Source organism: uncultured Acetatifactor sp., from assembly GCF_948601915.1.
Classification (GTDB): Bacteria; Bacillota; Clostridia; order Lachnospirales; family Lachnospiraceae; genus Acetatifactor.
Genome location: NZ_CAPDXS010000040.1, coordinates 9,398 through 35,139 on the forward strand (window position 1 = coordinate 9,398; position 25,742 = coordinate 35,139).

A 25,742-nucleotide genomic window follows, 5' to 3' on the forward strand; every position below is an offset into this window, starting at 1 on the left:
CTTGCCAGAGGAATCATTATGAAACCTCAAATCATTCTAGCTGATGAGCCTACGGCGTCTCTGGATATGGAGAACAGAGAAAGAATTGTATCCTTGCTTTTTAAAATGAACAAAGAATTTAACACTACTGTTATCACTGTCACTCATGATCTGGAAATAGCCAATCGTCATGATAGAGTGATTCAACTTGAAAGGAGTAAATAAAATGGGATTTTTCGCAATGATTGCGTCAATGCTGCTGGGGATATTTTTTATTGTCATCGGATTATCCCGTAGAAAGCATAAGGGGTGGTCTATAATTCTGATTACACTCGGAATCGTGTTTGTTCTGATTGCGGTTTATTTGGGATTTCCTAAATAAAACTCCTCATAATGCATCCCCTCAATGAATGTGTCAAATCGGCATGAAACAGGGGGCTATCGGGAAATAACGTCTGCCCACAATATATGGCTGTGATTCCAATACGCCACAGTATATATCGTAGGCATACCGCCGTTTCCCAACATCCCCACTTTCCGTTCAAGGGCATCTTTCCGTATCTGCCCCGCCAAACCCCCCGGGAGCGGGCAAGCCAGAGCAACTCCCAGGCCCCGCAGCTCTCCCGCAACCCTACGGGAGCCCACAGGCGGCCCGGGACTTTTGGGGCCGAATTGCCTGACGCCCTGCTCCGGAAGCAGGAACGCGAATCCGGAGAACCCTGGGGCCGGCGATCAGCCGTCAGCGCGCGGACACGTACTTATGCAGCGTCCTGCGCACCGCCCCGGGGCCTGCGAACAGTTCCGCGGCCATCCCTTCGATGCGCCGGCCCAGTCCCGCCGCGTACAGATCCACGCCGAACACGTCCTTCCGGCCAAACAGCTCCTTCAGGCAGGAGAAGTCCTGCTCCCCTTCCCTCACTTCCAGCGGCGCCACGATTGCCCGCAGCTCCTCCAGCAGCGGATCCGGGGAGGGCTCGAATTCTTTGCCCTGGTCGTCGATGCCCCGGATATACCGGGCATATCCCGCCAGCACCAGCGGCAGCAGCACCAGGTCGTCCATGTCCAGCCCTTTTGCCTGATAGGCCTTGATGGTCTCGCCGAACCGGATAGGGAGCTTTTGGCTGGTGTCCGTGGCGATGCGCTGGGGCGCGTCAGGCATGAAAGGATTGGGCAGACGGCGGTTCAGCACCGCGTCGATGAAGTCCCCGGGCTTCAGGACGCCGGGATCCACCACCACGGGCATGGCCTCGATGTGGCCCAGCTTCGTAATCAGCCCTCTGATGTCCTCGTCCGCCATTTCGGCCGAAATCAAGTCATACCCCAGCAGGCATCCGTAAATGGACATGGCCGTGTGAAGGGGGTTCAGGCAGGTGCAGACCTTCATCCGCTCCACCTTGTCCACGGTCTCCCTGTCCACGTACATCACGCCGCCCAGCTCCAGGGGCGGACGGCCGTTGGTGTAGTTGTCTTCGATGACCAGATACTCCGTCTCCTCCGCGTTGACGAAAGGCGCGGTATAGGTGCGCTTGTCCGTGAGGATGGTATAATTGTCTTCAAATCCGTCCTCCGCCAGCATTTTCTGCACTTTCTCGTCCGGGCGGGGGGTGATCTTGTCGATCATGCTCCAGGGGTAGGTGACCTTGGCGGGATCCTGCACATACTCCAGGAATTCCTTCGGCACCAGTCCCTCCTGGGCCCACCTGGCGGCGTAGGCGACGACGGCGGCTTTCACCTTGTCCCCGTTGTGGGAGCAGTTGTCCATGCTCTGGAGGGTCAGGGGCAGCTTCCCCGCCAGGAAACGCTCGTACAGGAGCAATGTCACCTTTCCCATGATCAGCGCGGGCTTCAGTCCGCGCTCCAGGTCTGCGGGCGCTACCCCATAGCCCTTCTCCGTGATGGTGAAGGAGATCATCTGCAGGCTGGGATTTTGGAAAATCTCCGCCAGCCTGGCCCAGTCCGCCTCAAACTGGGCGTCCGCCTTCAGGCTCTCCGTCACGGAGGCGATGACCTTCTTCTGGATATTGCCGTCGGACTGCAGACAGACCAACAGGCTTAAATTGTCGTAAGGCGCATAGGCCTTGTGGATGATTTCAAAGTCAAAGCCCTCGGCCACAATGACACCTCTGTCATATTTTCCGGAGTCCAGCGCCTGCTGTAAAATCGCCGCCGGGAACGCCCGGAACAGGTTCCCCGCCCCAAAGTGCACCCAGACCGGCTCCTCATGGGTCTTCTTGCGCACTGCTTCGATGTCGAACTGCGGCATCTGATATCCTTTTTCCGCCCACTCCGGGCCGATTCCGTTTTTGATATCCATCAGTTTCATAAATGATAACTCCTTTTCTCCAGGCTATCCTCTCGGAATTTCCAGGCCCCATGTCACGCGGCTTTCCGAAAGGCGTTTTCGTCGATTCCCCCGCTTTTCCAGGAATCTTTCTGGCCTGATTCACGATTCTGGTTTCCGGAATTCCAGGAGACTGCCGGGGAACCGCCTGTGGCAGCTGCTCCTTCCATTCCGGAGGGAAAATATCCCTTCGCCGTCCCGGAAGATGCGGGCTGCCCCGAAGCGATTCCGGTTCTGACCGGTTTTTCAGCCGGAATGCGCTTCTTCCAAGATTGCCTGTTTCTAACTTGCCTGTTTCCAGAATTTCCTTTCTTCTTAGATTGCCCTGTTTCCTAGATTGCCTGTTTCCTAGATTGCCTTTCTTCCAGGATTGCCTTTCTTCTTGGATTGCCTTTCTTCTTGGATTGCCTTTCTTCTTGGATCGCCTTTCTTCTTGGATCGCCTTTCTTCTTGGAATTCCTCTCTTCCAGGTCCAGCTTATCCTACTTGTCCAGCTTATCCTACCTGTCCAGCTTATCCCACTTGTCCAGCTTATCCAGCATGTCCAGCTTATCCAGCATGTCCCAAATGCCCCACATATACATAATGCCCAAAGCCCGGTCATACAGGCCGTATCCGGGGCGCACGTTTCCGGGGCCTTCATCCCACAGATGCCGCCCGTGGTCAGGGCGGATATAGCCCTCGAACCCGCAGTCATGGTATGCCTTGAGGATATCCAGGATGCCTGTGTCCCCGTCGCAGTCCCTGTGGCTGGCCTCGGAGAAATCCCCGTTCTCGAAGTGCTTCACATTGCGGATATGGGCGAACGCGATCCTGTCGCAGTGCTTGCGGACGATACTTGCCACATTGTTCTCCGGATTCGCGTTCAGGCTGCCGGAACAAAGGGTAAGGCAATTATAGGGATCGTCCACCATCCCCAGGAACTTGTCAATGGACGCCGCGTCCACCAGCAGCCTGGGCAGACCGAAGATATCCCATGGGGGATCGTCCATGTGGATGGCCATCTTGATATCGCACTCATGGCACACCGGCATCAGCTGCTCCAGGAAATACTTCAGGTTCTCCCAAAGCTTCTCCTTGGTCACAGGCTTGTAAGCCTCGAACAGCTCATCCAGTTTCGCCATCCGCTCCGGCTCCCACCCGGGGAACGTCAGGCCGTGCAGATTGTTCAAAATATAATCCGCCATCTCCTTGGGGTCGTCATGAATCTTGCCGGCCTCGTAATACAGCGCCGTGGAGCCGTCCCCCACCGGATGGAACAGATCCGTCCGCGTCCAGTCGAACACCGGCATGAAGTTATAGCAGATCACCTTCACCCCGAACTTGGACAGATTCCGTATGGTCTGGATATAATTGGCGATATACCCGTCCCGGCTGGGCAGGCCGATCTTGATGTCGTCATGGACATTCACCGACTCCACCACGTCCATGTTGAACCCATAGGGCTCCAGCGCTTTCTGTACCCGCGCAATCTCCTCCACTTCCCAGACCTCGCCGGGCATTTTGTCATGCAACGCCCACACGATGCTGGTCACGCCCGGAATCTGCTTGATGTCGCTCAGCTTGATGTCGTCATTGCCTTCGCCGTACCAGCGAAAACCCATCTGCATTCCCATAAAATGATACCCCTCCTGTCTTTTTTATTTTGCGCCACATATTGTAAGCGCTTACATTTCCTTATTTTAATACCTTCTTCCAATTTATGCAACCATTATATTCCAAATTTCCAATATACTAAATTCAAACTCACTTGCACCCCAGGCCCGGAAGAATGCCCCATCACTTTGGGCATTCTTCCGGGCAAATGAACTTCTCATGCAGCCTGGCTAGTTTTTTACAGCCTGGTATCCCAAACCCCGCAGAAGGAATCCACCGGATCCTGCCCCACGAAAGCCTCCGCGCCCGTCGTCAGCTTCTCCACCAGCGCGTCAAAGGTGCTGTCCAGCACGTCATAGGTATTGATATAAGTCCGCGCCTGAGGAATGTCCGCCAGCACGAAAGGCTGCTTGGTGCCGACGACGATGACCGGAAGCTCATGCACGTACCAGGGAATCTCCCCGCCGCCCTTGGTCATGCCGAAAGACGGCCTGGCCACCGGCTGGAATCCCCCCGCGATGTCCACCACGGTGATGATCAGGTCCTGCTTTGCCGCGAAATCCTTTATGGTATCCTTCCCGGCAAAATACAGGTTGAGATTGGGCTTTCCGCCGGCTTCCGCTTCCTTCAGCATCTTCTGGACCGGGCTCTCATAAATGAACACCTGGAAGCCCCGCGCCTCCAGCTTTTCCTTCAGCTTATCCGCGGGGGACACCTTATTCTTGTTCAACAGCGAGCCAAGCCCCGGCGCTTCCAGCCCCTTCACGTAGACGATCATGATTTTCCTATATTTCTCAGGGGTCAGGGGCAGCACGTCCTTGTCCTTGTATTTCACAAGGGTGACGGCCCTGTCGGAAATCTCCTTCTGCATGGCCTTGTGCTCCGCGCAGCCCACGATTTCCTCCAGCCGGGACTTAGGCGGGACTAACTCCGTCTTCGCCTTCCTGTGCAGCCCCATGTGGGCCTTCAGCGCCAGGATGCGGTGCAGGGCATCGCTTAAGCGCTCCTCGGTAATCCTGCCGTCCAGATACCCCTGCTTCATGGCCGCAAAATCCTCGTCCATGTCATTGAAGAACAGGAACATGTCGATACCGGCAGCGATGGCCGCGGGCATCAGGTCTTTGCGCTTCATACGGCAGGTCAGGCCCACCATGTGGGAAGCGTCCGTGAGCACCATGCCGTTGAAGCCCAGCTTCCCGCGGAGCAGGCCGCCTATCAGCTCCGGGGACAGCGTGGCTGGCATGATATCGTTGTCGGCTATCCCCGGGTTGAAATGCCTTGTGTAAGCGGGCTGCATGATGTGCCCCGCCATGATGGCCTCCAGGCCGTTGTCGATCAGGTTCCGGTACACTTTGCCGAAAGTGGCGTCCCACTGCTCACAGCTGAAATCATTCACGCTGTTGGCCACATGCTGGTCGCGGAAATCCAGCCCGTCTCCGGGGAAATGCTTGGCGGCACAGCAAAAGCCGGGATTGGCATGGGCCCCGTCCATGTAGGCCTTCGTCATCTCCATGACCCTGTCCGCATCGTTCCCGTATGTCCTCAGGCCGATGACCGGGTTCTCCCAGTTGTACAGGATGTCGCTGACCGGGGCAAAAGAGAGGTTGCAGCCGATCGCCGCGGCTTCTTTGTTGGACATATGGCCCAGGTGGTAGGCGTACTGCACATTCCGGGTGGCGCCTATCTTGGTCTGGCTGCCGATGGCGGTGCCGTCCACACAGGCGCCGTCCCCGCCGTTCTCCGTGTTGCAGGCGATGATCAGGGGAATCTTGCTGTTCTCCTGGAGGATGCGGTTCTGTTCCTGCACCTCGGCAGCCGTGGCGGGATTGTAGCGGATGCCGCCGATGTGGTATTTCTCCACCGTCATCTTCAGATATTCCTCGTCCCTGCTGGAGCCCATGTTGAAGAAAAGCTGCCCGATCTTCTCGTCCAGGGTCATGCCCGCGATTGTTTCCTCCACCCATTTACAGTCCTCGTCGGACAGATAAAAGGGCTTCGCTTTCATGTCGACCATAATTTCGCCCTCTCCTTTCTGTTATTTCGGCTAAAAGTCATTTCGATTCAATGTCATTTCCGCGTTTCTATTTTTTCATCCTATCCCTTCGTCCCGCAAGCCTGTTCCAAAAAAGCCAGGCTCCATATCCCAACTCCGCCCAAAGCCTTTCGCCCCTGATTCCCGAGGCCGCCTTACACAGCCTGGCCCCTCCAGATCTTCACTTCTTCTCAATCCGGGTCAATTTCGCGTTCAGGCTCTCCACGAAGCCCTCCGGCATCATGGAACCGGCCATTTTGCACATCTTCTCGGGGCTAATGGATTTCATCATGTCCCACATCCCCTCGCCGGGCGCGACCTTCATATTCGTGGCCAGCTTCACCGCTGTGGCTACCACCTCCATGGCCTCCGGGCTCCTGGAGATCTCCTCCATAGTGTCCCTGACGCTGTACCTTCCCTCCGGGAACTCCATGGGCGCTTTCAGGTCAAGGTCTCCCGCCAGCTTGAACCAGTTGGCAACGCCCTCCGCCCGCTCATTGACTTCAGGCAGTACATAAATGGACGGTTCTTTGTCCACTTTCTCCAGGGTCATGCTGTCCTTCAAATCCCCCGCCACGGCGGTAATCCTATTGAACCCCTCCTCCAGGGCGGCCTCAAAGGTGAAGACCTTGCTGCCGTTTTGCACCCCTGCCGCCTTTCCGTTCACGTACAGGGTTACGGAAGGCTGATTGGAATACACCTTGATCCGGGTGGTCTCCCCGGCCCTCTGGGCATAGCGCCTGCCGCAGAGATGAATCATGGGCTCCCGGCTCCAGTAAGCCTGGTAAACATAATAGCTGTCCTTCTTCGTCCTGCGGTCCATGGTCACCAGCCCCTTGTTGTTCCGGCCTGCCACGCCGCCCTCGTTCCTTGCGGCGCAGCCGAAGTCGAACATGTTCCACACATGGCTTGACCATATCCAGGGGCGCTCGTCCAGCACCTTTGCCATATGCTCATGGTACAGGGCCTGGTATTCCTCGCTGTAGTCCTTACAGGCCGGATTGGGGCCGTGGTAAGTGACGATGCCCTCGCAGCCGTACTCGGACAGGCCCAGGCAGATTTCCGGGTGCGCCTGATGGAAATGGTCCAGCCAGGGGCCGTTGTCCTCCATCTTCCCGCCGTACCAGCCGAAATAATGGTTGTAGCTCTCCACGTCCGTGAGCCCGTGCATGGGGCCGTCGATGGGCGTCATGGACACATGGGCGATGGTGGTCAGCCTGGTGGGGTCCAGCTCCTTGCACAGGGCGTTCAGCTCCCTATGGTTCTCCACCAGCCGGTCTGAGATGCCGCCGATGAGGATTTCATTGGACACGCCCCAGAAGCAGATGGAGGGATGGTTGTAATTCTGGATAATCAGCTCCTTCATCTGGCTGATGCAGTTCTCATGGGCCGCGGGATCCGCGTTCATCACGCTGATGAAAGGAATCTCCGCCCAGACCACAAAGCCCAGGTCGTCGCAGGCATCGTAGAAATCCTGGGAATGCTGGTAATGGGCCAGGCGGATGGTGTTTGCCCCCAGCTCCTTGATGATCCAGGCATCCTCGTAATGCTCCTCCCTGGTGAGGGCATTCCCCCGGTACAGCCGGTCCTGATGGCGGCTCACCCCCCGCAGAGGCGTCCAGACGCCGTTGATGCAGAATCCCTTCTCCGGGTCACAGGAGAAGCTCCGCACGCCTGCCCTTACGGAGATTTCATCGTAGGCTTCGTTGCGCCGCTGCAATGTGGCGGTGACGGTGTACAGGCAGGGATCGTCGATATTCCACCTCTCCGCATCCGGCACATAGACAGAGACCTTGGTCTGATCCGCAGGCCGCACCGCGGAGGCCACCTCCTCCCCGTCCTCATTCTGAACGGAATACAGCACGGTGAAGTTCTCGTCCGCCCCCTTCACCCAAGAGACCAGCTCGAACACAGCCCCGCCGTCCTCACAGGGCCTGGGCGTCACCTGGAGCCCCGGGCCTCCGTAATATTCCAGGTCAAAATGGGCCTCCGGCACGCTGATCAGGTTCACGCCCCGGTACAGTCCGCCATAGAAGGTGAAATCCGCCGCCTGGGGATACACGCTGCTCTTGTTCTCGTTGCTGCAGGCCACTGCCAGGAGATTCTCTCCGTCTTCTTTGCACAAATCGGTAATATCTGCACGGAAAATCGAATACCCACCCTCATGGTAAGCCGCTTCCCTGCCGTTGACATACACAAAAGCCTGCTGCCCCGCCGCCAGAACCTCCACGAACACCCTGCCCCCTGCCAGGGGCTGCCTGGGCGTCTCGAAGCTTTTGGCATACCAGCACTTCCCCCGGTAATACCCGCAGTTCCCGTCATGTCCGTCCACCGCGTTCCAGGTGTGGGGCAGATCCACCCTCTCCCAGTCCCGGGGCAGCTGGGCGGGCAGCCCCGCGTCCTCCCGGACAAAACGCCAGTCCTGGTTCAAATTGATTACATTCCGCATACTGTACCTCCTGCATTTATACTCGTAGTCACCGAAACCCGGTGTTTTTCCAGACTCACGGGCGGGAACCGCCATGGAAGCCGTCCACGATCTTCATGTCCCCGGTGCCCTTCACGGCGGCGGCGATTCCCAGGGTGCCCGGCCAGGTGGCGAACACTCCCGAGGCGTTGTTCATGCCGTAGACCACTTCCCCGTTCTCGTTCCGGGAATTGGACATGACCTGCACCGGCACGAAATGCCCGCACTCCTCCGCCACGGCGTGCATCTGGTTCAGTCAGTCCGCCAGATCCTCCGGCCTGGGGTTCGCCCGCAGGATCAGATGCCGGTTGAACCATTCTTTGATCAGCGCCGTGGTCCCGGGCAGATACTGTTCCCCGAAAATGGTCTTGTTGCGAATCTCCCCATCATCCAGTATGCCCGACTCGTCAAATATTATATGCTCATTCTTGGGGCTCATGGGACTGGCCCCGGGATACTTTCCCATCCGCCAGTCCGAAATGAAGAGCTGGGCGATTTTTTCTTTCACGGACAGCACTTTCACATAGGCCGCAGCCCGCTCTTCCGGCGGCAGCCTCCAGTCGTTCACCGCCGTCACCTGGCCGCTGCCGTCGATGTCCTTAAAGACCAGCCCGTCCCTCTCTATGATGCGCCGGGACACTGTGCCGATTTCCGGGCCGCCCGGATTCTGATACCGTTTGATATTGTCGGATGTTTTTACCGCCATTATGATTCCACCTTTCCGCAAATCATACTGCATAACGCCAGAATGTTAAGCAGTATATTCTATCTATTTTATTTGTAATGCTTTCTGCCAGGTATGCGGTTCTTCCAAAAGCCTTGTGCTTCCGGCGCCTACAATACTATCCAAAGCCTTGCCCTATCCCCAAACATAGAGCCCCGTCCACTGCCCCAACAGCAACGCAAATCCGAATCAGAGCCGCTTTTGACTACTTCATTGTAATATGCCCCTCTTCATCCGCCTGAACCGGAAACACTTCCATAAAATCCGTCACCAGCAGGATCAAAGGGATTCCCGTCCAGCAGAACAGGGTCTCCAGCAGCGCCAGGACGCGCCTGCCCTGGTACCACCGATGCCCGCCGCACCAGCCGGTGAACAGCATCAGCAGCAGATAGGTCTTCCGCTTGAACCTGTGGGGAACCCTTCTGCTCCTGCGCTCCCCAGGCAGCCGCCGTCAGCACAAAAGGGGCTGCCGGGAAATTGGTTGCCATTTCCGACAGCCCCAGTCCACACGAAGATATCAAAGGCATCCCCACCGGTCCAAGGCCACGCCCGCAGGCCTTACGCGGCTTAAGCGCTCTTCTGGGCCTGCGCCTTGATGCGTGCCACTTCACCCTGAATCTCGGCCATCCTTTCCTTGGTCAGCGGATAGAACTTCATGGCCACCACGTTCAGGATCCAGCCGATGGCAGGCTTGCCCAGGAAACAGGCTATGGTACATACCAGGACTCCCGTGGTATAGGGATCCGGATCCTCCTGGGTGGGCAGGGTGCTCGTATAGCCTATGGCCGCGTAAATCATGGCCACAAGGGTGGTGGACAGGGAGGAGATCAGCTTATCCACGAAGGAGAACAGCGTCCCCATCAGTCCGGGCACATAGCGGCCGGAGCGGTACACCACATAGTCCGCGCAGTCCGCCGTCATGGGAATGACGATATTGGGTTATGGGCCAGCACGTCGGCATAATCCCGGAAAGAGACCTTCTCCGCTTTGCCGATGCCGAAATACTTCACATTGTCCTTCCGCCACAGCCCCAGGATCGCCCATGCCGCGAACACCGCCGCAATCGCCCCAATCACCAGCTGCATGTAGCACCACAGCTCCGGATCGTTGGTCAGGCAGCTCTGGGCGGACTTGGTGACCACGCACTGGCAGGTGCCCACTCTGTATACCATGTAGAGCAGAATGAACGCGATGAAGCGCCCTCCCGAAGGAATCAGCGGGATGAACCCCGCCCCTGGAGACGGCCGCGCCGGACGTCCCCCCGGAATACCTGGTGGTGGGGCCGGTCCTGTTCGAGCGCGTTTACGGAGAACGGTTCGAGACCCTGTTCGGCCAGCTCCGGATGCCCCCCGTCTCAGGGAGCCCCTGCGCAGCCATTATCAGAATGTGCCCACCATCCCCTTCCCCTCCCACTATGAAAGCATCATGTCCGTATTCGCCCGGTTCCTCTTTGAAAATCCGGATTGCCGCAAAATCTTCAAAAGCGCCGGGGACCTGGAGAACCTGCGCTTCCACTACGGCGGCATCTCCCGGGTTCCGGAGAAACCTTTCCTGAACATACAGTAATCGAAGAGCGCTACCGGGCCGAAAACGCCGTCCTCACCGCCATCGGCCACGGCAATGAGACCCAGGCCATGGAAAGCGTGAAGAAGCTGGTGAACCTGGGCATCCCGCCCCGGCTGGCGGACACCCTGCGGGACAGGAAGGACCTCACCATCACCCTCAACAGCCTGATGCGCAAGGCCGCCGAGCAGGCCGGGGTGCATCCAATCCACATAGACAGCTTCTCCAACCAGAGCGTCCGGCAGATCGAGGAGCTGGAAAGCGTGGAGCAATGCCAGAGCTTCCAGCGCAGACTGGCCCTGGGCTACTGCCGCCTGGTCAGGAAATACAGCACCAACGGCTATTCCCTGCCCGTCCAGAAGGTCATCACCTGCATCACCACGGACTTAAGCGCCGACCTGGGCCTGAAGGCGCTGGCCGGCAAGCTGAACGTCACCCCCAGCTACCTCTCTTCCCTCTTCCGGAAAGAGACGGGGATGACCCTGACGGACTATGTGAACCAGCAGCGGATCGCCCACGCCCAGCACCTTTTGCTGAACACCAGCTTTCCGATCAAGTCCATCGCCCAGCAGTGCGGCATCGCCGACCTGAACTACTTCGTCCGCATGTTCAAGCGCGCCGCCGGGGTCACGCCAAAGGTCTACCGCGACTCCGCCGCCCACAGCCAGCATCTGGAGATTGTCCGCAACCATGAGGAGGAATCCCCCGCCCTGCCGGGATGAAAAAAATCCTGAAAAAACAAAAGATATTCCCTATATGTTTTCCGCATTTGCGTTAAACTATAGGAAGTAAAGTTATCGCCTTGAACAGGAGGGACAAAAATGGCAGGCAATCTCACAGATTATCGGAAACAGAAAGATTTCCTGGTGTGCGTGGACAGCGACGGCTGCGCCATGGACACCATGGACGTGAAGCACATCAGGTGCTTCGGCCCCTGTATGGTGACGGAATGGGGACTGGAACAGTGGCAGGAGGAAATCCTCACCCGGTGGAACGAAATCAACCTGTACACCATGACCCGGGGCATCAACCGCTTCCGGGGGCTGGCAAAAGCACTTCGGGAAATCGATGAGAAATATACGAAAATAGATGACCTGGACACGCTGACGCAATGGGCCGCCGACAGCCCGGAGCTGTCCAACGATGCGGTGAAGCGGGCCATTGCGGAAAAGCCGGATAGCGTCATCCTGCCCAAGGCCTTAAGCTGGAGTCTGGCGGTGAACGCCTCCATCAAAGCCCTGCCAGAGTCCGAAAAGCCTCCCTTCCAGGGCGTAAAGGAAGCCCTTTCCTATGCCCAGCAGCATGCGGACGTGGCCATCGTGTCCAGCGCCAACCTGGGGGCAGTGCTGGACGAGTGGAAGCTGTACGGGCTTTTGGAGCACACGGACATCGTGCTGGCCCAGGACGCGGGTTCAAAGGCCTTCTGCATCGGGGAGCTTTTGAAGAAAGGCTATGCTGCGGATCATGTGCTCATGTGCGGCGACGCGCCGGGGGATCAGGACGCGGCGAAGAAGAACGGCGTGTTCTACTATCCCATTTTGGTAAGGCATGAGAAAGAGAGCTGGGCGGAGTTCACGGAAACAGCGCTGGCCCGGCTGGTGGACAGCACCTACGGCGGGGAATACCAAGAGAAAAAGAACGCCGCCTTTCTGAACAATCTGGGCGGTTGAGCAGGGCTGCCGGTTCTGGCGCAAGCGACATCCCACGGGAAATTCGCTGCGGTGCATGACGGTGCATATCCTGTAGAGCATGTGGCCGTATTTACGGAAAAAGGGGTGTCGGGAAATGGCTATGCTCCCCGACAGCCCCTTTTTATAACCGCCATTGAATCGTGGCCATTCACTCTTTTATCTTGTCGATGTCCGTCATATTGACTCCGGCTACCTGGAGAATCGCTTTCAGGGAAAGATATTCATCCTTCAATTCTGCATATGTCTCAGTAGCATTTTCTTTTTTTGCGATTATCATGTACTTTTGAATTTTTTTAAAATCGTCAATGGCAGCTTTTATACTTTTAAGATCATTTGACACATAATCACCCACTTTCTAAAGTGCCGACTGCGTGTATCTGCTTAAAATTATAACAGCCCTTCCCCGAAGTGTAAAGCGTCAAATTCAAGCATTTCGGTTCTCCCCCCGCTCTCCCCCCGCTTTGCTCCGTTTTCCTTCCTTTCGCAAAAGCGGCCTTTCCTGCCAGGTCTTCCAGCGCCTTATCCCTCATCGGCGCTCGTTCACATAGAGCTGGACACGGTTCTGGATGATTTCCGCCACGTCCTCCAGGCTCTTCTGGCCCCTGTAATAGGCTGGGGCCTCCTCGCCGATGATTTTGACTACATCATCCTCTTCCGCAGAATAGAAAGGCTTTGCGTCCTTTACCAGCTCCAGCACAGTGTCGATTTCCTCCTGGGTCAGGGCATGGAATTCGATGACCCAACCGTCCTCATAGGTCAGGAATCCGAAATCCCTCCCTTTCTCTGCCCATTCGCGGTCGTCTTCCAGATAGTATTCATTCATCCTATCCATGATCTTTTTCACGGACGGAAGTCCGTTCAGCTCCCAACGTATGCTGTAGACCAGCTCCTCCGGCTCCATCTGCTCCGCTTCTTTGGGATCCAGGACGCTTTCTATGAATTTCCACGCCCCTTCCTTATACTGTGACGTGGCCGTGATTCCGAAAGCGTTTCCCGCATAAAGCAGCGTCCCGCCGCTGCCGTCCGCGGTAGGGAAGCCCACGCAGGCGGCTGTCTCCCCGAACATCCCCTCATAGCGCTGGATATTCCCCGGTCTCCGTATCTCTGCTATGGCAAACAGGACCCGGCCGTCATGGATTTTTCTCGGGAGGGAATCCTCCCCCGGAAGATTTTCCAGCGAATCCGGGAATCGGTTCACGAATTCCATCACAGCCTGAAACTGCGGGGAGTCGAAGCGGCACTCCCCTGTCTCCCAGTCGATAAAGGCATCCTGATTGAACATCATGAGATACTGCATCATCTCGTTCTTCGTGACTTCCCCGATGGGCAGCGCTTCGGGATTGCTCTGGGCGATTTCCAGCAATCTCTCCAGGGTCAGGCCGGCATCGTCTCCCAGAAGCGTCCTGTCTCCCGCCACAGTCCGCAGTATAAAGCTATCCGGAATGCCCACCAGCGTGCCATCAATGGTGTAGGTGTCCAGTATCCCCTCCACGAAGTCGTCAGGGGCAAGGGATTCCGACTGCTCCAGAAAGGGGCGTAAATCCTCAAAAACCCCCTGCCGCATGAGGCTTTCCACATCGACCCCGGACAAATCGATGAGGTCCATGGCCTCCCCGGTCAATATGGCGTTATATAGATCCGTCAGGGAACCGTAATCCTGCACATCGATGCGATATCGCTCCTGGCTCCTGTTGAACCTCACGGCCAGGGCGGCCAGGGCGCTGTCCCCGTCCACGGCGGCCAGAACCAGGTTTTTGCATGGGACCACATCCTCCGTCCTTGTCCTGCGCAGCAATGCTATACATCTGTCTTCATTTGTCCAATCCTCCACAGTAACGTAATATCTGCCGTCCTCCAGGATGCTGAAATCCTCCACGAAATACCCGTTGATGTCGCTGTCCGTCCAGGCGAACAGCTCCTCCGGGGACTGCCTGGATTTCTTGCCCTCTGCAGGAAAATCATATCCATAGACATACTTGTCATCGTACAGAAGAAGATTGTATTCTCCCGTCGCTTCTTTATCGGGAGCCCTGTTCGATTCGGCAGAATCGCCTCCTCCAAACGAGTTTTGGCTGCCGAAAGCCCCGTCTGCCGAATCCGCCGGGGACTGCCTTATCTCACATAACCCGTTGATATTCGGAAATTCTGCGTCCACCTCTATGAGCCTTTTTCCCTCAAAATCCACCTCCAGCATGGCACAATGTTCCGGATTCTCCCCCTTGCTGACGCAGACGCATAAGCTCTCCTCCGACCTGTCCACCGTCCCTATGACCCGGACGGTTTCCGAAGTGCCGAAAGGAACTTTTGCCTGATAACGCCCTTCCCCCGTATACAGCCAGATTCCCGCCGCCTCTCCCTCGGCGTATTCGCTGGTAAAGACATAGATCCGGCCCTGCCCGTCAACGGCCATGTCCCCCACCGAGCTGTCTCTCCCCATCTCCTGGGTGATGTCCTGGAAAGACATGTTGTTCCCTTCCGGATCGAATCTGCACAGATAGCGGTTAAGCTGGCTGTAGTCGGCGGAATAGGCATTGACGATCAGCCACACGCTGTGATCCGGATTGAAAGCAAAGGAGCATATCTCCAGGTTTTCCTCCTCCAGAGGCCATTGGAAGGAGACCTGTGTCAGCTCTCTGCGGGTCAGGGAATACCGGCACATTTTCTGCGGCTCTCCCTGGGCTTCTCCCACCATGGAAATGTAGCAGACCGTATCCCCAACCAACTGCATGTCCCCATAGCTGGCTCTGTCATCCGCCACTGTGAGGAATTCCGGCACATAAGTCCATTCCTTTTCCGGCTGGGCGGCCACGGCCTCACTGGCATTCACGCCGCCTTCCCCCAGGCCGCTGCCATCACTGCCGTCAGCGCCGTCAGCCTTCTTCTGGCATGCCGTCAGCGACAGGACGGCACCTATCATGAGCAGGCATATTCTGTTCCACTTCTTCATCTGTTTTACACCTCCTGCGTGTCTTCTTATCCTCTTATCTCCCCTTTTGCAGTCCGACTTTCCTTTTCAGACCCAGATATCCGCCTCCGCCAGCCACTCATTGCTGCTTCTGCTCCGTCCACAGCCTCTCCTGCACTTAGCATTCCATACTGCAAATGAAGCTCCCTGCAGCAAGGCGTGGGGAATCATACCCTCTTTTGGATAAACGCATGGCATCAAAACACTGCATCAATAGCTTCTTCGCAAAATTCATGCCACTCCGCATCCTGCTTTTCCTCCTGCCGGGAAACCATATCCATGTATTCCTTCTCCGTGGCAGGCTGGCCTTCTACGGCAAAAGAATCCCAGCCCTCATAGGTTCCGGTTGCGGAAGCTTTTTTGTCCACAGTGTACCCGTCCCTGGAAAAACCGGAGAAAGCGGCAATTCCCGCCTCGGCCATCCCTGTGGGGTCTGAATAGCTATAGGTGCCATCCTTTTTCAGATCCACCAATGTTCTATTGTCAGTGCTGCAGCCATATACCTCACTGTCCGCTTGATAGAGAATCACCTTTCCTCCCATGTCACCGGCTGCACCGGTCACAAAAAGAACCACTTCCTCTTTCCCATCCCCATCCAAATCCACTACGGCAAAATCGAAAATCTTCATCAAAGGGTCAGCCCCGTCAAAGAGAGCCGGTATCCCTGAAATGTCCATAGCTTCCGTCTTCCCCTCGGAGCAATGCAGAAACCGGGCCTCTCCCAGAAGCACAGCCTTCAAAAGCCCGTCCGGGGCAGAACCGCCGCTTTCTGGTGCCGTTTGCCCGGAATCGCCGCTTTCCGGTTCCGTCTGGCCGTAACTGCTGCCTTCCGATTCCATCTGCTTAGAATCGCTGCTTTCCCATGCCGTCTGCTTGGAATCGCCGCTTTCTGATGTCATCACTTCCCCTCTTTCTGTGGAACGCCCCAACCACCAGCCTACGCAGAAAAAGACAGCCAAAGCAGCTACTGCCCCTATCGAAACAACCATCTTCCGTCCCATGTCCATCGCCCTCCTTCCTTCACGCACTTTTTGCCCACTTTCGAACATGCCGCTTCGCGGCACATGTCAAGTACAACATAACGCAGTTCTGTTGTCAAGAATAATCGGTGCAAGCAAAGCGCAAAGGACGCGCTTGGAAGAATGCCCATGCACTTTGGGCATTCTTCCCGGAATGATTTAGATTTTCTTAGGCTGTGTACTTTACAGCCTTAGAAAATCTTCATTCCGTGCACACTTCATTGATCCAGGACATGCCTAGCATAGGGCAGGTTCTCTCCCGCCTCCAGGACGCTCCCGTCCGCGGAGTCGATCCTACAGACGTAAGGGGCGCCTCCCTCCGCAGACTGTAATACGACGATGTATGCCACATCCGACTTATGGGCGTAGTCCTCCTTCGATATATCCTCCAGATACACGTAGCTGTACTTCGTTCCCCCAGCCGCCAGGCCCGGTTGGGACTCCATCTTCGCCGCCGCTATTGCCTCGGCCTCCTCCTGACTGATGCCGCCCTCGTCCGCCACCCGGCGCCTCAGCCGATCCTGCCTGGTCAACTGCTCCCTGCGCGCCTCCTGGCCTGCCGGGGTCTGGGAGAGGACATAGTTCCTGAGCATGTTGAAATCAATGATCTGCAGAAGCTCCTCATCTGTCATCTCCCGCTGGGGCAGATTGAAATATCCCGTCTCGAAGACATAGCAGAAAACCCCCTCCGGCATCTCCTCTTCCCGCTCCACCAGACGAATCGTCCCCTCCGGGAATCTGCCGACCCTGTAGAGCCGCCAAAGCTCTGTCATGCGGCTGTCCTCGCTGTCTGAAAAATCCCTGGAAAAGCTGTCCGCTTCCACCCGCTGTGCCTGCAGCAGATCCGCGATGTCCTTCACCTCCTCCTTTGGAAGCGCTTCCATCCGCGCCATCACGAAGCTGCGCACGATGGCCTGCGCCGGGATGGCCGCGATGCCTGCTGCCAGTACGATGGATGCGGCTATCGCCGCCTTTTTCGTCCGGAAGGATCTGTCTCTTCGAGGACTGTTTCCGCTCCCCTCCCGTGTCCTGCTTCTCCCGCTTTTCACAAGGTGCCTCCTCTGCGCGGAAAGCCTTTGATATCCTGTTTCCATGCGGGGCCTCTCTTCTATATCTTCTATAGAAGTCTCCCCCTGCATCCGTTCCTGGAGATTCCGGATGATCCGCTCCTGCATTTCCTCTGGAATGTGAATCTGTTCCATGGTCTCCTTTACCCTGATTCCGCTCATCTGTCCTCCTTTCCTGAACTCCTGCCCTTTCCGGCGCGGGCATGGCTTTCAGCCAGACCCCCAGGTCAGCCGCATCTGTTCCCTGGCCCGGCACAGCCGCATCTTCACCGCGCCCTCCGTGATGCCCAGGATTTCCGCTATTTCCTTTATCTGGTATCCCTCTACATAATGCAGGTATATGACAATCTTCTGCTTCACGGGCAGCTCCAGGAGCTCCCGCAGCGTCTCCCTGTGCTCCGGCGCGGCCAGACAGTTCTCCAGGTCATCGATGCAGACCTTAGGGTGCCGGAGCTGGAACCGCACCATGTCCCGGCAGATATTGGTGGCCACCCGGATCAGCCAGGCCTTCTCATGCTCCTCGTCATGAAAATCCGGCGCTTTCTCCAGATACCGGCAGAACGTATCCTGGATGGCATCCTGGACATCCTGCTCGTTGCAGAGTATGACGATGCATATCCTATAGAGCATGTCGCTGTATTTTGTGACTGCCTGCCTTATGTCGTTGCCGATGTCCATGTATCTCCCACCTCCTTGCCTATAACACGTATGATTCAGGGAAAAGGTAACGTTTGTCTCACAGAAAAAGGTGCAAAGCACTCGCTCCATGCTTCACACCTTTTTATAACCGCCATTGAATCGTGGCCGTTCACTCTTTTATCTTGTCGATGTCCGTCATATTGACTCCGGCTACCTGGAGAATCGCTTTCAGGGAAAGATAGTGTAAAGCTTTAAATTCAGGCCTTTGGCTCTCCTTCCGCTTTCGTTCCATTTGCCAGCGCGGCCTTTCCTGCCAGGAATCCCGACAGCACTGCCTGGAGATCCACGCCTGTGGACTCCTTCAGGCCATCCGTCACCTGCACCACGGTTCCCATGACATCCTTCATGAGCTTGGTGGAATTGCCGTCGCCGTACATGGTGATCCTGTCCACGCTTGCCAGGGGCTCCGCGGCGTTCTTCACTACCTCGGGCAATGCCTTGAAGTACATTTCCAGCACGGCGGCCTCGCCCATCTTCGCCATGGCTTCCGCCTTTTTCTCGATGCCCTCCGCTTCGGCCACGGCCTTTGCGCGGATGGCCTCAGCCTCAGCCAGGCCCTTGGTGCGGATACCGTCGGCCTCCTGCTCCATGGTGTAGCGCTTTGCCTCGGCCTGGGCCTTCATGGCCTCGGCCTCCTTCTCGGTCTCGAACTTTTTGGCTTCCGCCTCCCGCTGGCGCTCATAGAGCACCGCGTCCGCCTGCTGCTGCTTGGCGAATCTGTCGGCCTCCGCCTTTTTCTTCACCTGGGCGTCCAGGGATTGCTCCATGACCTCCGCTTCCTTCTGCTTGAGCTGGATTTCCTTCTCCTGCTTTGCAATGTTGGCGTTGGCCGTGGTGATCTCAACGGTCTTTCTCTGTTCCTCCTCCTGGATGCGGTAGGCGGCGTCGGCCTCCGCCTGCTTGATGTCCGCCTCCCGCTTCAGCTCGGCCTTGCGGATGGCCAGGTCGTTCTGCTTCTTGGCAATCTCCGTGGCGGCGTTGACCTCCGCCTCGTTGGACTCCCGCTTGGCGTTGGCCTGGGCCTTGGCGATTTCCTTCTCGCTCTCCGCCCGGGAGATGGCCGCGTTCTTCTGGATTTTGACGATGTTGTCCACGCCCAAGTTCTCGATGACCCCGTTGCCGTCCACGAAGTTCTGGACGTTGAAGCTGATGATGTCCAGCCCCATGGCCGCCAGGTCGGGCTCCGCGTTCTCCTTCACCAGGGTGGCGAATTTCTGCCGGTCGGAGACCATCTCCTCCAGGGCCATCTTGCCCACGATCTCACGCACATTGCCCTCCAGCACTTCCCTGGCCACACGGCCGATGTACTCCGCGTTCTTGTTCAGGAAGTTCTGGGCCGCCAGCTTCAGGCGTTCCTCGTTGTCGCTGATCTTCACGTTCACGGTGGCGTCCACGTTGATGTTTATGTAGTCCGCCGTGGGGACGGCATTGGAGGTCTTCACGTCGATGGGGATCAGCTGGAGGTTCAGCTCGTCCTTTCTCTCCAGGAAGGGAATCTTGATCCCCGCCTTTCCGATGAGCACCTTGGGGTTCTTGCGCAGCCCGGAGATGATCATGGCCGTGTCCGGGGGCGCTTTCACATACCCTGTCAGGAAGATCAGGACCAACAGTACCACAACCACGCCCAGGATCACCGCCAAAATGGGGAATCCTCCGGAACCCATGCCCGCAGCGACACCGAGAACCGACATGTCCAATACAGCTTTCATCATACCTACCTCTCCTCTCCAGAAATCTGTTCTTCAAGATGCGCAGGACTGTTTTTCAATCCTTGTAACCATTATATAGTCCAGGCTTTTGATTTGCAAGGCGCAATCGGGTACGATAGGCAGCTTTACCAGGGCGGAAAGTGCACGTTTGGCTAGACGTAATATCAAAGCGGCTTATCATTATCCTATCCCTCCGCTCTTTTTTCAGGCTTCATCTCCTGAACTTCAAGTTGTCAATCCATATGATATCGGTCTGAGCGTTGTAGGTTCCCTCCAGCGCCTCGCCGTCAGGGTCAATCACCAGATTCCCTTCCCCGTCAATGGTGAATGCACAATCCTTATGGGAACCCCCTTCTGACACCCTCACGGTGCCGTTATCGGAGAATTCCAGTTCCTCGCCCCTGTTGGTGGAATAGGTTCCGTATGGCGTGGGGACATCTACTGCCTCCATAGTTCCGCCCGTTATCATTGCCTGCAAATTTCCCTGATTCACCTCATACCAGACGATAGGGATTTCGGTTCCGGAAGTGAGGGTTTTATAATCGGGATTCACTGCCTCTGTATCCGTAAATTCCCCTGTCAGCAGGTTCCACGCGTAGGTATGCCCACTTCCCACCTCCGCCATTGTAAGCAAGATGCCAGTGTCGTAGTAATGCCAGGAATTCGCGTCCAGGGGCTGGTATACGTTATCTCCGTCAAAATCCCATGTCTCCCCTGTGCCCCTGTCGTATTTCAGGACATTGAATATGGTAATCCAGATGGGTTTTTCGTAATAGTCAAAGGTGTCGGTGGTTCCGAGCAGAATCTCATCTTCCCCATCCTGGTCGATATCCAGCAGTGCAAAATACTGTCTGCCGTATTCCACCCCCTGAGGATAATAGGCACTGTTTCCCGATGAGTTCAGCAGGATATCGCTGAGCGAGCCGTCCCCTGATGCCTGTCCCGACTGATTCTCCACTACATCCTCTCCGAACTCCATAGAAATCATCTGGAACCCAAAGAGGCTGGCATCGTTTTTTGCCACAGTAATGGTATACGGAAACCCCGCCTCAAAGTCGTCAGAAGCCTCCGATAAGAAATAGGTACCGGATATTCCGTAAACCCCCTCTGACATCTGTACCGCAGTGTCAATCACATTCTCATCATGGGAAATCGGCTCGCCTACCATGCTCAATACAATCTTATCCCCTTCATAATACGCAGACAAATCCGCATCCTCTATGCCGAACACATTCTTCAGATAGGACTTCATGTCTTCTATCTCAAAATACTTTTTGAGCGTCTGCGGCTCCACTTCCATTGCGGGCAGACGGCGCAGATAGGAATCATCTGTCTGTGCGAAGCACCCCATCATGTCAATCAGCCTCATAGCCGCTTCCAGGTCGCTGACAGGGTAGGAATTCCCGTACATATCATCTGTAAAGAGGTAACTGTTCAACGTGAATACGCTGGTCATCACCTGCAGGCTTTCCTGCTCCTCCTCCGACAAAGCAATCTCTGTTTCCACTGTCGATGTTTCCTGCGGCTTTGGGGACGCTTCCGGCTCTTGGGATTCCGGGGACCCTAAAGATTTTTGGGATTTCAGGAATTCCACAGCATCATCATAGGACATCTGATTGTATATCTCCACAATGGCCGGGTCATCCATCCTCTCCTCCAGAGCCCCCGGCTCCTGCATCATGTTTAAGTTCTCCATGACTTCGGCACTGTCATCGTTCCATGCCCTTTCCCGATTGCCGTTTTCCCTGAACTCCCGGAACCTCTCATCAATGTCCCGCTTTGTGATGTCCGTGTACTCTATCACATTGAATCTCTGATATGCTTCATGGGTGTAGCCATCCGCGAACAGCTGGGGGATTTTTACTTCCCCTTCCAATCCTATACGGTCATAGCTCCAGCTGATTGGGTTGGTATCCGCCTCAAAGACGCAGGCAATCGCCTCCTTGGTTTCGCACTCTCCATTTTGGAACTCTGTAGAGGTAAATCCATGGTTATAGCCCTCTTTCCCGCTCTCAGTGGTGACAACCGTCCCGCACAGCCTCAATATACGGTCCACGTTCACGTCATAACCGTAGTGATAGACATTTTTCACATGGGAGCCGGGAAAATCCATTTCTTCCACGGCATCAAGCTCAAAGGCGGCGGGCTCCTCATACGCATCGCTGTAGCGTATCGACATGGACCCGTCCTGGTTCAGCACAATCAGCTCCGGTATCCCGTCCTCCTCAAAATCATTTAAGTCGAATCCTGCTGCCCTGTCGCTTCTAAGCAGATAATTCCGGAACTCTTCCTCCCATGGTTCCCCCCTGTCCTGCATGGCCACATAGGCGGCGGTGCCCGCGGCAATCACCGCTCCTGCCCCTATGGCTCCCGCGGTCACCTTTGCCTTTGCGGACGCTTCCGCCATTTTCCCAAGCAGATGCTTCATCCCCATTTTCCCGGCCGCAGCCACAGAGCCCTGCACGGCTGCCGCGACGGACACGGGCACGGCACAGGCGGAGACGTCCTCCTGGAAAAGCATCAGCAGCACAGGCGCCACGCTGTAGAGCTTTGTGCCCTGCCTCTTCTCCAGATCCAGCACGCCGTCCTTAATCTTCGCCCTTGCCCTGGACAGGTTGGTCTTCACCGTGTTCTCCGGGATGCCCAGTTCCTTTGCGATTTCCGACTGCTTCTGTTCGTTGTAGTAATACGCGATGATGCAGAGCTTCTGCATCTGGGTAAGCTGGGTGTCTATGATCTCCCTGACCATGCGCTGTTTTTCCCTGTCCTGCATGATTCCTTCCGGGATGATGTCGTCCTCGTCCGCAAGGTTCGTAAAGGTGTCGTCCTCCTCGTTCAGGAGCACGTACTTCTTGTTCTTCTTCAGCCATGCGTAGCATTTCCTGGTGGCGATGGTCCCCGCCCAGGAGAGGAAGCTGGCCTCATCGCCCAGCTGGCCTATTTTTTTGCTGATTTCCACATAGGTGTCCTGCATGATGTCGCAGACCGTATCCTGGACATTGTCATTGCCTCCCATGACTTTATAGATACAGGTGTAGACATATTTGCTGGATTCCTCATAGAGCATGGTAAAGGCCTGTTTGTTTCCTTCTCTGTAGCTTTGCACTGCCTGTTTCAATTTCATTGTCGGTTCCATAAAATCCGCTCCCTCATAAGTAGTTTAGGTTCTCATCTCTTTCTCTTCATATAAACGATTCCTGCTGCCACTGCCAGCACGGCCACCGCCGCCATGATGATGACGACAGGGGCGCTGCTGTTTTCTTCCGCAGCCTCCTCCGCGCTTTCCGGCTCTGTGCTTTCCATGCTTTCCTTTTCTGCATCTGCCCCATCTTCAGTGGCACCGCTTTCCTCCGGAGCCTCACCGGCCGCTGCCTGTATCATCGCTTTCTCGGCTGATTCCGCACTGTTCTCCGCAGTCGATTCTGTGCCGGCGGCTGCCGTCTCCGTGCCGGTATCCGCCTCCGGCTCGTAGCTTTCCGTTATCTCCGATTCCCAGCCCATGTCCCACATGACGACTACCCGCGCCCGGCCTGCCGTATCCACAACATGGATGCCAAGATTCAGCCCCAGGAAGGCCACATCCCGCTCCCCGTCCTGTGCCGTCCTGGTCTCTGTGGGCTCTATCCCGTTCTCCTGGGCATATTGGAGCGCGTCCGCCGCAAAGGCTTTTCTGGCCGCCTTGTCCGACTCCATATTGACGGTATAGACCTTGCTGTCCGCATCCGTCATGCCGCTCTCATATTCCGTGGGCGTCAGCATGGCGATGGCGTTCTCATTTGTCTCCAGGAAGTCCTTCCACTCCTCCGTGGCCATATATACCGAGGTCTCGCCGCCTGCCGCAATGCAGTCGAGCACCTCATAGACCTTGTATTCATACCCGGCGACCACGTTTTTGACGGTGATATCTCCGGAAAAGTCCCCGTCTGCCAGCGCCGTGTGCGACAGGGATGCCGCCAGCAGCACTGCCGCAAGTGCTGCGGCGAAGCCTTTGAATCCTTTTCTGTTTCCTGTGTTTTTCATGTCGTTTTTCTCTCCTCTTCCTCTTGTTTTTCTTGTGATTCCTACTAGGAATTCTCAATTCTACTCCCCTATAGATTATAGCGCGCCTTGCCATACGGCGCAAGTGAATATATAAGCAATAAATAGCATGTGTAATATGTAATGAATTGGCAACATTTTATATTGATACTAAAATGAATCTGTAAAATTTCACTGCACCCGGAGGTCTATGGAAATGATTTCTTATGAGCCACTATGGTCTACCATGGAAAAGCGCGGCATCACCAAGTACCAGCTTATCTACCATTGGGGGATGAGCAGCAATACCCTGCGGAGGATGGGGCACGGAGAACCTATAAGCTCCAACACTCTGAACGAATTGTGCCTGATCCTGGACTGCGGGGTAGAGGGCATCCTGCGGTTCCATGCAACGGAAGACGAATCGGCATCCGTAAACCAGCGGAAAGCGGAAATCAGCAATCTCCGGAAAAAGATTCGGAAAAATGAAACCTGACCCCCTATTTTTTCACCATGCCGCATATCAGCCTTATCGTATCGATAGCGAAAAACACGGCTCCCACCGTAGCCCCCACGAGCATCGCCACCGCTAGCCGCATCGCGGTCCCATTGAAGCCGCCGGGATGCAGCTCTTCGCCTGTCTCTTCATCGATGGGCGCTCTCCCGACCTCTGCCATGACCCTTTTCCCATACCAGAGGCCGCCTATCATGAAGCTTGTCACGATGGAGCCCAGGAGCTCGTGGGTCAGGAAATATCCCAACCTGTGCTGCCTGAATATCACATCCAGCAGCAGCACCCCGAAGAACAGGCCTGCTGTGATTGCCGGTTTCCTTATCCTCTGCCTCACTGTCCCGATGTCGCTTTTCATAAATAGTAACATGATTTTTCTCCTTTTCTCTGTTCGTTTTTTCAGGTTTTTCATCCTGTTATATAAGGGAGCATCCCTTTCTCAAAAAGGTTTCACCTAAATTCAAATTTTTCAGGTTTTTTATAAAATTTCTTATGGGCTCTCGATTCTGTGGTAAGCGGCAAAGCTTTTTGCCATGACTGCCAGCCTCCCGTAGATTTTTCCCGCTCCCCGGAGCCGCTGCCGCAGAATGGCCTATAGGCCTCAAACAGGGGATCCTCCTGGGTAAAAAATTCCCACCACTGCCTGAAGGACAGGGGCTCTATCCCCGCATCCATTGCCATATCCGCAAGGTAGGCCACAATAGGAATGCTGATTTTTTTCAGATGCCGGTTCCTCTCCGGAAAGGCATCCGTCAGGTATTGGATTACGGATCTGAGCATGTTGCTCTGTTTATCGCTGTAAACCTCCCGTATGCTCCGCGCATACTCCGATACGGAATCCTCCGAAAAACCGCTCAGCGCAAAGCCTGGCAGATATCTGGTGTCAAGGAGCATCATGCTCTGCAAAAGGCAGGACCGGTGGTCCCCTGCCCTTAGCTGTTGTCCTGTAAAGCTGCAGCTTTCCGTAAAAAACCCGGACTGCAGAATTTCATGGAGCATCCCTGATAATCTTCTTCCATCCACAAAGAATCTCTCCCTCCTGAAATGAACTTGTTCCTTTTCTTTGTATAAGGGAGCATGGGAAGCTTCGAAAGGTTTCACAAAAAGTTCTAAAATCAGCAAAAAAGAAGAACCAGGAATCATTCTTTTAGATTCCTGATCCTATGTCAAGAAATTCGATGTGATGTCTAAACAGAATCTCCAGACTGCACCTGCACTGGCGGCTTGGGCGCCCTCTTTGCCAGCCTCCGCCGTCAGGGTGGACGGTATACCGGTCTCCAGAATGCTGGTCAGCCTTCTGGAGACCCATTTATACTGCTTAACAATTTCACTTGCCGTGAAACCAGACTGCATAACGCTGAC

24 protein-coding genes and 1 pseudogene (1 of these 25 cut by a window edge) are annotated in these 25,742 nt (G+C 55.7%); 5 read left to right on the plus strand and 20 right to left on the minus strand.

Annotation, left to right across the window (positions count from 1 at the left end):
* A pseudogene (locus Q2B33_RS08865) lies at positions 1 to 204 on the plus strand (ABC transporter ATP-binding protein); it begins 441 nt to the left of the window's first position.
* A gap of 514 nt (positions 205 to 718) precedes the next feature.
* Here Q2B33_RS08865 and Q2B33_RS08870 read toward each other — a convergent pair.
* The 9 genes from Q2B33_RS08870 to Q2B33_RS08910 form a co-directional block, all read right to left on the minus strand.
* Entirely contained in the window at positions 719 to 2,302 is a 1,584-nt protein-coding gene (locus Q2B33_RS08870; RefSeq protein ID WP_300564868.1) for a mannitol dehydrogenase family protein, read from the minus strand.
* 518 nt (positions 2,303 to 2,820) lie between these two features.
* Positions 2,821 to 3,930, minus strand: a complete 1,110-nt coding sequence (gene uxuA / locus Q2B33_RS08875; RefSeq protein WP_330688339.1) for a mannonate dehydratase — start codon at positions 3,928 to 3,930, stop codon at positions 2,821 to 2,823.
* Between the two features lie 224 nt (positions 3,931 to 4,154).
* On the minus strand, positions 4,155 to 5,930 hold the full coding sequence (locus tag Q2B33_RS08880; protein ID WP_300564872.1) for a glycoside hydrolase family 3 protein: 1,776 nt from the start codon (positions 5,928 to 5,930) through the stop codon (positions 4,155 to 4,157).
* Between the two features lie 199 nt (positions 5,931 to 6,129).
* Positions 6,130 to 8,397 carry a glycoside hydrolase family 2 protein gene (locus tag Q2B33_RS08885; RefSeq protein WP_300564874.1) on the minus strand — a complete coding sequence of 756 codons (2,268 nt, stop codon included), beginning with the start codon at positions 8,395 to 8,397 and terminating at the stop codon, positions 6,130 to 6,132.
* A 55-nt stretch (positions 8,398 to 8,452) separates the two neighbouring features.
* Entirely contained in the window at positions 8,453 to 8,662 is a 210-nt protein-coding gene (locus Q2B33_RS08890; RefSeq protein ID WP_300663323.1) for a hypothetical protein, read from the minus strand.
* A gap of 9 nt (positions 8,663 to 8,671) precedes the next feature.
* Positions 8,672 to 9,121 carry a hypothetical protein gene (locus Q2B33_RS08895; RefSeq protein ID WP_300564879.1) on the minus strand — a complete coding sequence of 150 codons (450 nt, stop codon included), beginning with the start codon at positions 9,119 to 9,121 and terminating at the stop codon, positions 8,672 to 8,674.
* A 223-nt stretch (positions 9,122 to 9,344) separates the two neighbouring features.
* Positions 9,345 to 9,584 carry a TM2 domain-containing protein gene (locus Q2B33_RS08900; RefSeq protein ID WP_330687583.1) on the minus strand — a complete coding sequence of 80 codons (240 nt, stop codon included), beginning with the start codon at positions 9,582 to 9,584 and terminating at the stop codon, positions 9,345 to 9,347.
* Positions 9,585 to 9,706: 122 nt separating this feature from the next.
* Positions 9,707 to 10,060: an MFS transporter gene (locus tag Q2B33_RS08905; RefSeq protein WP_300564881.1), complete on the minus strand. Its 354-nt coding sequence runs from the start codon at positions 10,058 to 10,060 to the stop codon at positions 9,707 to 9,709.
* The gene (locus tag Q2B33_RS08910; protein ID WP_300564883.1) at positions 10,057 to 10,311 is read right to left on the minus strand and encodes a hypothetical protein; all 255 of its coding nucleotides are present in this window, start codon (positions 10,309 to 10,311) and stop codon (positions 10,057 to 10,059) included. Before Q2B33_RS08910 ends, Q2B33_RS08905 begins: the two co-directional genes overlap by 4 nt.
* A 214-nt stretch (positions 10,312 to 10,525) precedes the next feature.
* Between Q2B33_RS08910 and Q2B33_RS08915 the strand changes: the two genes are divergently transcribed.
* The 3 genes from Q2B33_RS08915 to Q2B33_RS08925 all read left to right on the plus strand — a co-directional run bounded on the left by Q2B33_RS08915 (position 10,526) and on the right by Q2B33_RS08925 (position 12,372).
* The gene (locus Q2B33_RS08915; RefSeq protein WP_300898316.1) at positions 10,526 to 10,705 is read left to right on the plus strand and encodes a hypothetical protein; all 180 of its coding nucleotides are present in this window, start codon (positions 10,526 to 10,528) and stop codon (positions 10,703 to 10,705) included.
* A 68-nt stretch (positions 10,706 to 10,773) separates the two neighbouring features.
* A complete protein-coding gene (locus Q2B33_RS08920) occupies positions 10,774 to 11,424 on the plus strand; it encodes a helix-turn-helix transcriptional regulator (protein ID WP_300564887.1) in 651 nt (216 codons plus the stop codon).
* Positions 11,425 to 11,523: 99 nt separating this feature from the next.
* Entirely contained in the window at positions 11,524 to 12,372 is an 849-nt protein-coding gene (locus Q2B33_RS08925; RefSeq protein ID WP_300564889.1) for an HAD family hydrolase, read from the plus strand.
* A gap of 169 nt (positions 12,373 to 12,541) precedes the next feature.
* Here the strand turns inward: Q2B33_RS08925 and Q2B33_RS08930 are convergent, their stop codons facing one another.
* The 8 genes from Q2B33_RS08930 to Q2B33_RS08965 form a co-directional block, all read right to left on the minus strand.
* On the minus strand, positions 12,542 to 12,733 hold the full coding sequence (locus tag Q2B33_RS08930) for a hypothetical protein (RefSeq protein ID WP_300564891.1): 192 nt from the start codon (positions 12,731 to 12,733) through the stop codon (positions 12,542 to 12,544).
* A 186-nt stretch (positions 12,734 to 12,919) separates the two neighbouring features.
* Positions 12,920 to 15,340 (minus strand): ABC transporter substrate-binding protein, encoded by a 2,421-nt coding sequence (locus Q2B33_RS08935; protein ID WP_300564893.1) that lies wholly within the window; start codon positions 15,338 to 15,340, stop codon positions 12,920 to 12,922.
* 215 nt (positions 15,341 to 15,555) lie between these two features.
* The gene (locus Q2B33_RS08940; RefSeq protein ID WP_300564895.1) at positions 15,556 to 16,359 is read right to left on the minus strand and encodes a hypothetical protein; all 804 of its coding nucleotides are present in this window, start codon (positions 16,357 to 16,359) and stop codon (positions 15,556 to 15,558) included.
* Between the two features lie 236 nt (positions 16,360 to 16,595).
* On the minus strand, positions 16,596 to 17,606 hold the full coding sequence (locus Q2B33_RS08945; RefSeq protein ID WP_300564897.1) for a hypothetical protein: 1,011 nt from the start codon (positions 17,604 to 17,606) through the stop codon (positions 16,596 to 16,598).
* A gap of 48 nt (positions 17,607 to 17,654) precedes the next feature.
* Complete coding sequence (locus Q2B33_RS08950; protein WP_300564899.1) at positions 17,655 to 18,122, minus strand: RNA polymerase sigma factor; 468 nt, start codon at positions 18,120 to 18,122, stop codon at positions 17,655 to 17,657.
* 218 nt (positions 18,123 to 18,340) lie between these two features.
* Positions 18,341 to 19,807: a flotillin family protein gene (locus Q2B33_RS08955; protein WP_300564974.1), complete on the minus strand. Its 1,467-nt coding sequence runs from the start codon at positions 19,805 to 19,807 to the stop codon at positions 18,341 to 18,343.
* A gap of 256 nt (positions 19,808 to 20,063) precedes the next feature.
* Positions 20,064 to 22,988 (minus strand): sigma-70 family RNA polymerase sigma factor, encoded by a 2,925-nt coding sequence (locus tag Q2B33_RS08960; protein WP_300564901.1) that lies wholly within the window; start codon positions 22,986 to 22,988, stop codon positions 20,064 to 20,066.
* 32 nt (positions 22,989 to 23,020) lie between these two features.
* Positions 23,021 to 23,872 carry a hypothetical protein gene (locus tag Q2B33_RS08965; RefSeq protein ID WP_300564903.1) on the minus strand — a complete coding sequence of 284 codons (852 nt, stop codon included), beginning with the start codon at positions 23,870 to 23,872 and terminating at the stop codon, positions 23,021 to 23,023.
* A gap of 214 nt (positions 23,873 to 24,086) precedes the next feature.
* On the opposite strand from Q2B33_RS08965, the gene Q2B33_RS08970 reads away from it, so the two are divergent.
* Positions 24,087 to 24,365, plus strand: coding sequence for a helix-turn-helix transcriptional regulator (locus Q2B33_RS08970; protein ID WP_296478512.1), 279 nt, complete (start codon positions 24,087 to 24,089; stop codon positions 24,363 to 24,365).
* A gap of 4 nt (positions 24,366 to 24,369) precedes the next feature.
* On the opposite strand, the gene Q2B33_RS08975 is transcribed toward Q2B33_RS08970, so the two are convergent.
* The 3 genes from Q2B33_RS08975 to Q2B33_RS08985 form a co-directional block, all read right to left on the minus strand.
* The gene (locus tag Q2B33_RS08975) at positions 24,370 to 24,750 is read right to left on the minus strand and encodes a hypothetical protein (protein WP_300564905.1); all 381 of its coding nucleotides are present in this window, start codon (positions 24,748 to 24,750) and stop codon (positions 24,370 to 24,372) included.
* An 80-nt stretch (positions 24,751 to 24,830) separates the two neighbouring features.
* Entirely contained in the window at positions 24,831 to 25,379 is a 549-nt protein-coding gene (locus Q2B33_RS08980) for a hypothetical protein (protein WP_300913958.1), read from the minus strand.
* 162 nt (positions 25,380 to 25,541) lie between these two features.
* On the minus strand, positions 25,542 to 25,742 hold a 201-nt coding region (locus tag Q2B33_RS08985; RefSeq protein ID WP_300819570.1), incomplete at its 5' end, for a hypothetical protein.